Origin of the sequence: Frankia tisae, from assembly GCF_025403405.1 — a bacterium.
GTDB lineage: Bacteria > Actinomycetota > Actinomycetes > Frankiales > Frankiaceae > Frankia > Frankia tisai.
This window is the reverse complement of record NZ_JANEZT010000238.1, coordinates 1-10,571: the sequence shown is the minus strand read 5'-3', so window position 1 is coordinate 10,571 and position 10,571 is coordinate 1. Positions and strand designations below refer to the sequence as shown.

11 protein-coding genes are annotated in these 10,571 nt (G+C 72.5%); 6 read left to right on the top strand and 5 right to left on the bottom strand.

Features of this window, described 5'->3' with window-relative positions; genetic code table 11:
- Positions 1–15 precede the first annotated feature (15 nt).
- From NBZ85_RS20760 to NBZ85_RS20750, 3 genes are all read right to left on the bottom strand, one after another.
- The gene (locus NBZ85_RS20760) at positions 16–684 is read right to left on the bottom strand and encodes a TetR family transcriptional regulator (protein ID WP_261562439.1); all 669 of its coding nucleotides are present in this window, start codon (positions 682–684) and stop codon (positions 16–18) included.
- A gap of 16 nt (positions 685–700) precedes the next feature.
- The gene (locus NBZ85_RS20755) at positions 701–2,668 is read right to left on the bottom strand and encodes an APC family permease (RefSeq protein WP_261559249.1); all 1,968 of its coding nucleotides are present in this window, start codon (positions 2,666–2,668) and stop codon (positions 701–703) included.
- Positions 2,669–2,787: 119 nt separating this feature from the next.
- On the bottom strand, positions 2,788–3,387 hold the full coding sequence (locus tag NBZ85_RS20750; RefSeq protein WP_261559248.1) for a TetR/AcrR family transcriptional regulator: 600 nt from the start codon (positions 3,385–3,387) through the stop codon (positions 2,788–2,790).
- 195 nt (positions 3,388–3,582) lie between these two features.
- Here NBZ85_RS20750 and NBZ85_RS20745 point away from each other — a divergent pair, with 195 nt between their 5' ends.
- From NBZ85_RS20745 to NBZ85_RS20720, 6 genes are read left to right on the top strand one after another with little or no spacing between them, the layout of a single operon-like run.
- Positions 3,583–4,641 (top strand): ABC transporter substrate-binding protein, encoded by a 1,059-nt coding sequence (locus tag NBZ85_RS20745; protein ID WP_261562438.1) that lies wholly within the window; start codon positions 3,583–3,585, stop codon positions 4,639–4,641.
- Positions 4,641–5,579: an ABC transporter permease gene (locus tag NBZ85_RS20740; protein ID WP_261559246.1), complete on the top strand. Its 939-nt coding sequence runs from the start codon at positions 4,641–4,643 to the stop codon at positions 5,577–5,579. Before NBZ85_RS20745 ends, NBZ85_RS20740 begins: the two co-directional genes overlap by 1 nt.
- Complete coding sequence (locus tag NBZ85_RS20735; RefSeq protein ID WP_261559245.1) at positions 5,579–6,382, top strand: ABC transporter ATP-binding protein; 804 nt, start codon at positions 5,579–5,581, stop codon at positions 6,380–6,382. The genes NBZ85_RS20740 and NBZ85_RS20735 overlap by 1 nt, the downstream gene beginning before the upstream one ends.
- A complete protein-coding gene (locus NBZ85_RS20730; protein WP_261562437.1) occupies positions 6,379–7,560 on the top strand; it encodes an alpha-hydroxy acid oxidase in 1,182 nt (393 codons plus the stop codon). The genes NBZ85_RS20735 and NBZ85_RS20730 overlap by 4 nt, the downstream gene beginning before the upstream one ends.
- 13 nt (positions 7,561–7,573) lie before the next feature.
- Positions 7,574–8,017, top strand: a complete 444-nt coding sequence (locus NBZ85_RS20725; RefSeq protein WP_261559243.1) for a RidA family protein — start codon at positions 7,574–7,576, stop codon at positions 8,015–8,017.
- Complete coding sequence (locus NBZ85_RS20720; protein ID WP_261562436.1) at positions 7,965–8,417, top strand: VOC family protein; 453 nt, start codon at positions 7,965–7,967, stop codon at positions 8,415–8,417. Before NBZ85_RS20725 ends, NBZ85_RS20720 begins: the two co-directional genes overlap by 53 nt.
- A gap of 274 nt (positions 8,418–8,691) precedes the next feature.
- On the opposite strand, the gene NBZ85_RS20715 is transcribed toward NBZ85_RS20720, so the two are convergent.
- Both NBZ85_RS20715 and NBZ85_RS20710 read right to left on the bottom strand, forming a co-directional pair.
- Complete coding sequence (locus tag NBZ85_RS20715; RefSeq protein WP_261562435.1) at positions 8,692–9,000, bottom strand: hypothetical protein; 309 nt, start codon at positions 8,998–9,000, stop codon at positions 8,692–8,694.
- Positions 9,001–9,380: 380 nt separating this feature from the next.
- Positions 9,381–10,139, bottom strand: a complete 759-nt coding sequence (locus tag NBZ85_RS20710) for an SDR family oxidoreductase (RefSeq protein WP_261562434.1) — start codon at positions 10,137–10,139, stop codon at positions 9,381–9,383.
- Between the last annotated feature and the right edge of the window lie 432 nt (positions 10,140–10,571).

Here is a 10,571-nt window from a genome sequence, read left to right as displayed (position 1 = left end):
GTTGGGGGCCGCCGATCAGGAGTAGTCGGGCAGGGCGCGGCGCAGGGCGGCGAAGGCCTGCCGGGTGGCCGCGATCGCCGCCGGATGGCGCGCGGTGGCGTCCTCGCCGGCGCGCAGCCGCGCCCAGTTCTCCCGGGCCAGGACGCGCTGCACGACGATGATCTGGGCAGCGGCGAGGCGCGCGGTGAGCTCACCGGCCTGCGGTGCGGCCTCGGCGAGGGCGTCGGTGAGGGCCTGCTCGTCCCCGGCGGCGTGCTGGGCGAGCCGGCCGAGCAGGCTCGGGGTGGCAAACACCATGGCGTGGTAGGCGAGCACCTCGGGGTCGTCGTTGAGGCCGGTGACGGGTTCGCGGCGGCCGAGGCCGGCGAGCAGGTGGGTGGCCAGGGCGGCCAGGGCGGCCTGCCCGGGCGGCCGGGCACGCACCACGCGGGCGGCCTCGCCGCGATGGTCGAGGATGCGGTGCAGGACGAGGTCTTCCTTGGTGGGGAAGTAGGCGAACAGGGTCGGCTTGGACACCTCGGCCGCCGCGGCGATCTCGGCAACGGAGACGTCGTCGAAGCCGCGTTCGAGGAACAGGGTGATCGCCGCGGCGGACAGCGCGTCGTGGGTGCGCTGCCGGCGGAGCGCACGCAGCCCGGTCGGCTCGCCCGCACGCAGCCCGGTGGGTTCGCCCGGGCCCGGCATCCGGGTGTCCCGGGGTTCAGGCGACGTGGACGAAGGGGCGGTGGTCCGGGTCGGGTTCGGCCTCGCGTAGCACCTCGCGGGTCACGGTGGCGACCTCGCCGGCGCCGAAGAACAGGAACCGCAGGAAGTTCACGATCGGGTTGCCCTCGCTCCATTCGAAGTACACGTTCGGTCGCACGCCCGTGGTGTCGCGCAGGTGCAGCAGCAGCGCGGCGATCGCGTTGGGTACCGAGGTGCTGGTCAGGCGCAGGATCCGGTAGCCGTGACGGTCCTCGCCGCAGACGTCGAGCTCGCCTTCGAACTCGGAGGAGTCGGGGATGTTGACCTCCAGGAACAGCAGCGGAACCTCTTCGGGCACGAACAGCTCCTGGCGGGCCTTGCGCACCTTGTCGACGTATTCGGCGGCGTCGCCGACGTCGAGTTCGTTGGCGACCAGGTGCAGCGCCCCGGCCTCGGCGGACTCGCGCACCCACCGCTCGGCGAGCGGGTCCAGGCGCACCCCGGTCACGCGCAGTTCGAACGAGCGTGCCACCCGGGAGGAGAACGACACCACGATGATCGCGATGATGAAGATCGAGCCGATGATGAGCCCGTCGGGCCGTTCGATGATGTTCGCGATGGTCGTGTAGACGAACACGACCGCGATGGCGCCGAAGGCGACTGCCAGCCGGCGCCGGCCGCGGCGCAGCGTGGACAGCGTCACCGCGAGCGCCGCCGAGGTGATCAGGACGAGTACGCCGGTGGCGTAGGCGCCGCCCTGCTTGTCGACGCTCGCCCGGAACACGATCGTGACGACGAAGCCGATGAGGGTGAACACGATGACCAGCGGTCGCACGGCGCGCGCCCAGGTCGGTGCCATGCCGTAGCGGGGCAGGTAGCGGGGGACCAGGTTGAGCAGGCCGGCCATCGCCGAGGCGCCGGCGAACCACAGGATTCCAATCGTGCTGACGTCGTAGACGGTGCCGAAGGCGGCGCCGAGCTGTTCGTGGGCCAGGTAGGCCAGGGCGCGCCCGTTGGCCGGCCCGCCGGGTTCGAACTCCTTCTCCGGGATGAGCAGCGTCGTGCTCAGGCTGCTGGTGATGAGGAACACCGCCATGATCGCCGCCGCGGTGGTCAGCAGCGTGCGGGTGCCGCGGATGCGGCCGGCCGGGTTGGCCTCGCTGTCGCCGGGGTCGCCGCGGACCAGCGGCATCACCGCGACGCCGGTCTCGAAGCCGGACAGCCCCAGCGCCAGCTTCGGGAAGACGATCAGCGCGAAGCCGACCAGGGCGAGGGGGTCGGGATGTTCGTTGACGAGCAGCGCGTGCCAGTCGCTGAACAGGTGCGGATGGGTCACGATCTTGATCAGTGCGTCGGCGATGACGACCGCGTTGAGGGTCAGGTAGATCGCCACCAGCACGACGGCGATGCCGACGGCCTCGGTGAAGCCGCGCAGGAACACCCCGCCCAGCAGGGCGAGCAGCACGAGGGTGACCGCGACCTGGTGGCCTTCCAGCAGGTGCGGCGCGTAGGGGTTCTCCAGAATGTGGGCGGTGGCGTCGGCGCCGGACAGGGTGATCGTGATGAGGAAGTCGGTACAGGCGAACCCGAGCAGCACCAGGACGAGGACCTTGCCCTTCCACCAGGACAGCTCCTTCTCCAGCATGGCGATGGAGCCCTCGCCGTGCGGGCTGTCGCGGGCGACCTGCCGGTAGACGGGCAGCGCGCCGACGAGGGTCACCAGCACCAGCACCGCCGTCGCGATCGGGCTGACCGCGCCGGCCGCGAGCGCGGCGATACCCGGCTGGTAGCCGAGGGTGGAGAAGTAGTCGACACCGGTCAGGCACATCACCCGCCACCACGGGTGCAGGCGGTGCTCCTCGGCGGGCTGGGCGTGCGGGCCGGAGTGCTGCTGGGCCTGCTCGGTGCCGGCCAGCAGCCACGCCCGCAGGCGCCGCGGGCCGACCGGGCGCCGCGCCGGTCCGGCTTCGGTCGTCGGGGTCACGAAGGACTACACCTTCCAGCCGAGGGGGGCATGGCGAGCATCCTCCCCCGTACCCCCGGCCGGCACGCGCCCCCGGCTCACCCGGGTGCGCCACACCCGGCTGCTCGGCGATGGTCAGGTCAGGTGCCGGTGCCGCCGAGGGCGGACAGGACGCTGCGCCCGAGGACGCGCGCCAGGCGTTGGACCGGCCAGCCCTTCGACTCCCGCAGGTCGACGATCACCCGCTCGTCGAACATCGTGATCCAGACGAGCACGGCGTACTCGACGTCCTGGTCGGGAAGCTCCCCCTGCTCGATGAGGTCGCGCACGATCGGCTCGAGCGCGGCGTAGAGCGCGCCGGTGGGCTCGTCGCCCAGGTGGACGCGTTCGAGGAAGCCCCGCCAGCTGCGGATGTGCACGGCGGCCGGGCCCCAGTCCGCGGCCTGCTCGGCCCACCGTTCGCAGGCGGCCTCGAAGCGCCGCCGCGGGGTCCAGGTCGGTGGCACCGACTGAAGCCGGTCGGTGAGCCGGCCGGTGAGCTGCAGGAGGAACTCGCGGTGCGCGTCGTGGATCGTCTCGAAGTGCCGGTAGGCGGTGGCGGTGGCCACGCCGCCGCGGCGGGCGAGTTCGGACAGGCCGAAGGTGGGGCCCGACTCGGCGAGCAGTTCGCCGACTGCGCCCAGCAACCTGTCGCGGGTCTCCTGGGTGTCCCGCCGCAGTCCCGGTCTCGGACCCGTCATCCGCTCTCCCCCGCCGCCGTCGATGCGCCCGCTATCAATGTTAACCCACAACCTGGGAAGTTAATCTCATGTTTCGCATCTTGACAGCAATCCGGACTCACCCCAAGACTTTAGCAACACGCGAAGATCTTCCCATGTCTGCGAGAAGATCGCCGATCCGACCTCTTTTAACCGCTCCCCGAAAGTGATGGTCACATGACCGTTACCGCATTGACACCCGGGCCCCGCGCCCACGGCCGGCGCGGCGGACGCGTCATCGTGCCGGCCGTCGCCTCCTGCCTGGCAGCGGCGATCTCCCTGGCCGCCTGCGGATCATCCGCCGACGACGGCGCCTCCGCCGGCAGCGGCGCCTCCTCCGCCGCCACCTCGAAAACGGTGCACGTGGGCGTGCTCCAACTCGCCAGCGCGACCGTCATCGACCAGACCGTGGCCGCATTCGAGCAGGAACTGAAAACAAAGCTCGCACCGCGACCGATCAGTTTCGACGTGAAGAACGCCCAGGGCGACCAGAGCCTCATCACCAGCATTGCCCGGAGTTTCGCGCAGTCCGATTCCGACGGCGTCGCCGTCATCGGCACCCCCGCGGTCGTCGCCCTGGCGCAGCAGACCCGGGACAAGCCCGTCTTCGCCCTGGCGATGGGCGATCCGGTCGGCGCGAAGGTCGCGCAGAGCCTCGAGCGGCCTGGGAAGAACGTCACCGGCAGCGTCGACTACGTCGACCCGGCCGTCCTGCTGCGGTCGATCATGAAGATCAGTCCGGCGCCGAAGCGCATCGGGACGATCTACGACCCGTCCAACCAGAACATGCAGGTCTGGATCAGGGCGTTGCGCGCCGCGGTGGCGAAGTACCCCGGGGTGAGCGTGGTGGAGTCGACGATCTCCGGCGCCCAGGATGTGCCGAGCGCCGCCCGCAGCCTCACCGGCCGGGTCGACGCCGAGCTCATCGGCCCCGACGCCACCGTGCTGTCCGCGCTGCCCGTCGTCGGCTCGGCCGCGGCCGGCGCCCGGCTGCCGGTCTACGTCTGCGGCGGCGACGCGACCGTCGCGGGCATCCTGGCCAGCATCGGCCCGGACTATCCCACCCTCGGCCGCCTCGCCGCCGACGCCGCCGCCAAGGTGCTGACGGGCACGCCCGCCGCCGAGGTGGCCTTCGGGCAGCCCTCGGGGGTCGAGTTCAGCGTCCAGAAGGCGACCATGACCAGACTCGGGATCACGCTGGCGCCGGACCTGCTGACCTCGGCGACGGTCCAGTGATGACCCAGGTCCTGCTGGACATGCTGGTGACCGGCCTGCCATTGGTCCCGGTGTTCCTCGGCATCTACACCGTCTTCCGGCTGCGCGCGGACTTCGACCTCACCGTGGAGGGTAGTTTCGTCAGCGGCGGCGCGGTGTGCGCGCTCGCGCTGGTGCACGGCTGGCCGAGCTGGCTCGCCCTGCTCGCGGGAACGGGAGGCGCGGCCGCCGCCGGAGCCGTCACGGCACTGATCCACCTGCTGCTGCGGGTGCCGGTGCTGCTCGCCGGCCTGGTGATGAGCATCGGCCTGTTCAGTGTGAACCTGCATGTGCTCGACACCCCCACGGTGAGCCTCGGCACGGTGGGCACGATGTTCAGCGGCTTCGGCTCCCTGTCCGGCCGCCAGGCCGACCTCGCCACCTCCGGGGTGATGGCCGGCGTCGTCGCCGTGGTGCTCGCCGCGTTCGGCCTGTTCCTGCGCACCGAGCTGGGACTGGCGCTGCGGGCCACCGGCGTCAACGCCCGGATGGCCCGCAGCCAGGGCGTCAACGACCGCCGGCTCACCGTGCTGGCGCTCGTCCTCGCCAACGGCCTGGCCGGGCTCGGGGCGAGCCTCACCGTCCAGTACCAGGGGTACGCCGACGTCAACATGGGCGCGGGCACCTTCGTCGCCGGGGTCGGCGCGGTCCTGCTCGGTGAGCTGTTCGTCCGGCCGTCGGGGTCGAAGCTGCTGCGCATCGTCGGCTGCGTGCTGGTCGGCACGCTGGCCTACCGGCTGGTCCTCGTGGGGGCGCTGCGGGTGGGGCTGCCCGCGGGCGACCTGCGGGGAGTCACGGCGCTGACCCTGCTCGTGGCGATCGCGGCCGAACGCTACCTCGGCGCTCTCGGCGGCCTCGCCCGCACGCTCACCCGCAACGCCCGTTCGGCAACCGCACCGGCCCGGCAGGAGGCCGCCTGATGCTACGGCTGGACGACATCGACCTGATCTACAACCCTGGCCGGGTCGACGAGGTGGTGGCCCTGCGCAACCTCAGCGTCACCTTCGAGCGCGGGCAGTTCGTGACCGTCGTCGGCACGAACGGCGCCGGCAAGTCGAGCCTGATCCAGACGATCTCGGGTGCGGCCCGGCCGACCCGCGGCCGGATCCACCTCGACGGCCGCGACGTCACCAGGCTGCCCGACCATCGCCGCGCCGGCTGGATCGCACGGGTCTTCGACGACCCCCGGGCGGGCACCGCGCCGGAGCTGTCCATCGAGGACAACCTGGCGCTGGCGATGGCCCGCGGGCGGGCACGCGGCCTGCGGTTCGCCGTGACCACCCGGCGCCGTGCCGTCATGCGCGAGCACGTCGCCGGCCTGGGTCTCGGGCTGGAGAACCGGCTCGCCGACCGCGTCGGGCTGCTCTCGGCGGGCCAGCGCCAGAGTCTGACGATGGTGATGGCCGCCCTGAGCGCACCGTCGGTGCTGCTCCTCGACGAGCACCTGGCGGCGCTGGACCCCGGGACGACGGCGACGGTGCTCGCGCTGACCACCGAGCTGGTGCGCGAGCTGGGCGCCACGACGGTCATGGTCACCCACAACATGGATCACGCGCTCGCCCTGGGCGACCGGCTGCTGGTGATGAGCCGGGGCCGGGTGATCGCGGACTACGACGGGACGGAGAAGTCCGAGATGACGGTAGGCGGGCTGATCGACAGGATCACCGGCGCCGGCGACGCGGTGAGCGACCGCAGCGCGCTGGTCGAGAAGGTGACCTCGTGACAACCGTGGCGGGAGTCGGCCAGACGGGAGCCGGCCAGGGAGCCGGCCAGACGGGAGCCCGGCCGGACGGCGTCGGGCCGGTGGAGGCCGAGGCGGTCGATCCGATCGCCGGGCGGTTCCCGACCCTGACGGAGATCCGCGCGGCGGCGCAGGCCGTGCTGCCCCGCGACGTGTGGGACTTCCTCGCCGGCGGCGCCGGGCAGGAGACGACGCTGCGGGCCAACCGCGACGCGTTCGCGGGCTGGCAGTTCCGCCCCAGGGTCATGAGCGGCCATCCGGTGCCCTCCACCGCCACCACCGTGCTCGGCCTGCCGATGCGCCTGCCGGTCCTGACCGCGCCGTTCGGCACCGACGGGTTCTTCGACACCGACGGCCACCTCGCCGTGGCCCGCGCGAACGCCCGCTGCGGGACACTGAGCATCGTTCCCGAGGCGGGCACCCACTCGATCGAGAGCGTCGCCCACGCCGCGCCCGCCGCGGCGCGCGTGGCGCAGGTGCACCCCATGGGCACCGAACGCAACTTCGCGCGCATGCTGGAGCGCATCGAACGCGCCGGCTACGCGGCCGTGTGCGTCACCGTCGACTGCCCGACCGCCGGCTGGCGTGAGCGCAACCTGCGCAACCGCTTCACCGTCGACCTGCGGATGATCACCGGTAACTATCCGCCGGGCGGCGACGTCGCGGCCCAGGACGTGTTCGGCCAGCTCTTCGCCCGCGACGAACCCGTCTGGACCTGGGAGCGGCTGGCCGGGCTGATGCGCCACACCGACCTGCCGTGGATCGCGAAGGGCATCCTCACCGCGCAGGACACCCGCCTCGCCATCGACGCCGGCGCCGGCGCCGTCATCGTGTCGAACCACGGCGGGCGTCAGCTCGACGGCACGCCCGCCGCGCTCGACCAGCTCCCCGAGGTCGTCGCCGCCGCCGACGGCCGCATCGAGGTCCTGCTCGACAGCGGGGTGCGCTGCGGCACGGATGTCGTGAAGGCCCTGGCCCTCGGCGCGCGTGCCGTGGTCATCGGCCGGCTGGCCGCCGCCGGTCTGGCCGCGGGCGGCGAGGCCGGGGTCGCCCGCGTCCTCACCCTGCTGCGCGAGGAGATGATCACCGTGCTGACCCTGCTCGGGCACGGCTCGGTGACCGAGCTGACTCCCGAGGCCCTCCAGCGGAGCCGGCCGTGATGCGGAGCCAGCTGTGATCACGAGGGTGCCCGGTCAACTACCGTCGATCTCGGGTGCCGCCTGCCACGGCGACCTCGTCGTCACCTCCGGCGTGATCTGCCCGGATCTGCTGCTCCCCGGCCTGACGCCCGCCACCGCGCCGGACATCCGGCGCCAGGTTGACGGCGCCCTGCAGGCGTTGCGCGGCGTCCTGCGGGAGGCGGGCAGTGACCTGGAGTACGCATTGCGGGTGGAGGCGTACCTGGCCCGCCCGGCGGACTTCCCGCTGTGGGACAGCGCCTTCACCGCGGCCTGGCCGGCGCACCCGCCCGCACGGACCACACTGGTGACCGGTTTCGCGCTCCCCGTCGTGCTCATCGAACTCCAGGCGATCGCCGCCCGCGCGCCCGGGGCAGACTGGCCGGATGGAGATTCTCAGCAGTCGCATCCTGATCAGGCCGACCGATCCGGGGCGTAGCCGCCGTTTCTACCGGGACATCCTGGGGCTTGCGATCTACCGCGAGTTCGGGCCGCCGGACGATCCCGGCCTGGTGTTCTTCCTGGGGCAGAGCCTGCTGGAGGTCTCCGGGCGCGCGGAGCGCCCGACGCGCACGGCGACCCCCGGCGGCGCGGCCGCAGCCCGGGGCACGGGTGAGCCGGCGGCGGGTGGGGGCGGGGCGCAGGTGCGCCTGTGGTTGCAGGTGCGCGACCTTGCCGCCGAGCATCGCCGGCTCGCCGCCGCGGGGGTGCCGATCGTCCGTGCGCCCCAACGGGAACCGTGGGGGCTCGACGAAATGTGGATCGAGGACCCGGACGCGATCCCCATCGTGGTCGTCGAGATCCCGCCCGAGCATCCGCTGCGCCGCGACCAGCGTTAGGACCGCGTCTCTCCAGAGAGGGTCAGGGCTCAGACCGCCCCGCGGCGGCGTTCTTCTGGCGTCGTGGGATCCTCCGGTGGCTCGGCACCGGGCCCTTCGCCTGGAGCCCAGACCGTCCGGTCCACCAGGCCGTGCGGGCAGCGGCCGGAACCGTCCTTGGACGACGCCCGGACACCCCGGACGCCGGCGAGCGCCGCGCCGCGGGCCCGGCGGCACTGCCGACAGGCAGTAACAGAGATCATCGGTACGATCTTCTCCGCGCCGACGTCCTCGCTCACTTCTTCACCCGCCCACTGCCACCACACGCCGTGCACTTCGTGACAGCGTTCCCAGCGAACCGGCCGCCCTCGTCGAACTCCTGCCGCCCCGTCTCCACCTCGCCCTTGCCGTCGCAGGCGGAACACGTGCCGAACTCGACCGGTTTGTCCCCGGTGTTGCCCCCGGCCTTCCGCCTGTCCGGGTCGCTGTCGTCGCGGACCACGGGCGGCTTGCCGCCGCGCTTCGTGCCGCCCCTGCCCGACGACGCCCCGCCGTCGGTGTTCCCCCGCTTGTTCCACACCATAAGGTTGCCCTCCGTCCGCAACCGGCTCCTTACCGCATCGACCGTAACCCCGGGAGCGGCAGGAACGGCAGGGGAACAGCCGGATCTGTTACCAGCCGGCGTCGAGGTCGGCCCGCGGCGGGCCCGCGGGCATCGTCCCCTGGGCTGGCAGGCCGGAAAGGCGGGGCGCAGGCAATCACTCTGCGGGCCGACCGACTTCGTCCTCGACCCACCCGGGCCTGGCAGCCCTTCCCGCGCACCGCAGTCCTTCCCGCGCACCGCAACCGGTCGTAACCGGTGAATCGTTCGAGGTCCGAGGTTCGAGGTTCGAGGTTCGAGGTCCGAGAGCGGGGTAGGTGCGACGACACAACCGTCGCTCACCACTGGTCGTCTACGACCCCAGGTAGATGGGACTTACCCGTCTAACGGCCGGCGGCGGCGGTGAGGGCCTGCCAGTCCTCGAACCGGGTCCGGGCGAGCAGGGCGCCCGGGCCGGGGAGCAGGGTGCGTTCATCGAGCCGGGCGCCGAAGTAGCGGGCCTGCGGGTCGACCACCACGGGGCGGGGGTCGCCGCGGCGGGCGAGGTGGCGGCGGACGAGCTCGTCGAGGCGGAACTGCTCCGGGCCGGCCACCTCGACGATGCCCGCCACCGGTGCGGCGACCGCGGTGACGCCGACGGCGGCGGCGACGTCGTCGGCGGCGATCGGCTGGACGGGCGCCGGCGCCAGGCGGACCGCGCCGGCCATGGTAGCGGCGTCGGCGATGCTGGCGACGAACTCGAAGAACTGCGTCGCCTGGACGATCGAGTACGGCAGGCCCCCCTGCCGGATCAGCTCCTCCTGGGCAATCTTGGCTCGGAAGTAGCCGCTGGCGGCCAGCCGCTCGGTGCCCACCACCGACAGCGCGACCAGGTGCCCGACGCCGGCGGCGGCGGCCGCGGCGAGGATGTTCGCCGTCGACGTCCGGAAGAACTCCAGCACGGCCCGGTCGGCGAACGACGGCGCGTTGGACACGTCGACGACGACCTCGGCGCCGGTGAGCGCCTGGGCCAGCCCGTCACCGGTCAGGGTGTCGACGCCGGAGCTCGGCGAGGCGGCGATCGCGGTGTGCCCGTGCCCGGCCAGCCGGCGCACGAGCTTCGCGCCGATGAGCCCGGTCCCGCCGATGACGACGATCTGCACTGTGGATCTCTCCCCTTCGTACCAGGGCGGGCCGGATGACCGCCCTGCGGAGGCAGACGGGGTGCCCCGCCGATCCGTGACACGCCGCCACCCAGCGGCCCCCGACGTCCACACCTGAGGGCGTGCACGCAGCGTATCCACATCGTCGCTTGTAGCACGGGAACGGATGGGGAGGTGCTGCGGACGGAGACGCCGGAGGTGGTACTGGACAGCGAAGTGGGGCGGGTTGAGGAAGTGCTGGAGGTTGTCGACGGTTTTCGACGCCTCGGGCGTGCTTAACCTCCTGCAGTTGGCCCGCCGAGGGTGAGTGACGGCCACCAGGGCGCGATCATGGTCCCGATGGCCGCGGAGGGTCGCTGGGCCGCAGGCTCGTCAGCGTGAGCCGGTGTCCGGAACGCCCAAGGTGACGGGGGACGGCGGGGCGGGCGGAAC